The 355-nt window shown below is 61.7% G+C and carries 1 protein-coding gene; it reads left to right on the plus strand.

Translation table 11 applies throughout. The annotated features are described in order from the left end of the window. Positions 1–216: IS66 family insertion sequence element accessory protein TnpB (gene tnpB, locus Q5762_RS37475; RefSeq protein WP_315896781.1), on the plus strand; the 216-nt coding region annotated here is incomplete at its 5' end. Positions 217–355 lie beyond the last annotated feature (139 nt).

A 355-nucleotide genomic window follows, 5' to 3' on the forward strand; every position in this document is an offset into this window, starting at 1 on the left:
CGGCGCACCCAGCTCAAGTGCCTGTACTTCCAGGCCGGCGGCTACTGCGTGTGGAGCAAGCGCCTGGAGCGCGGACGTTTCGCCACCCTGTCGTCGTCCACCGCCGGCCAGGCGATCACGCTCAGCCCTGCCGAGTTCGAAGCCCTGATCGAGGGACTCGATCTGATGGTCACGAAACGCCGCAAACGCTGGCATCCCAAGGTGTCAGCGGCCTGATGGCATGGTAAAATAACGGCCTGATTCACCAGGAAATATCGCCTCGTGTCGTCGCCGTCTCTGGAGCAGAAATACCAGCAATCTCTGGCCGAAAACTCGGTCCTCAGGGAAGAGAATGCGTCGCTCCAACGCCAGCTCG

Origin of the sequence: Streptomyces sp. P9(2023) (assembly GCF_032436795.1) — a bacterium.
In the GTDB taxonomy this organism is placed as follows: Bacteria; Actinomycetota; Actinomycetes; order Streptomycetales; family Streptomycetaceae; genus Streptomyces.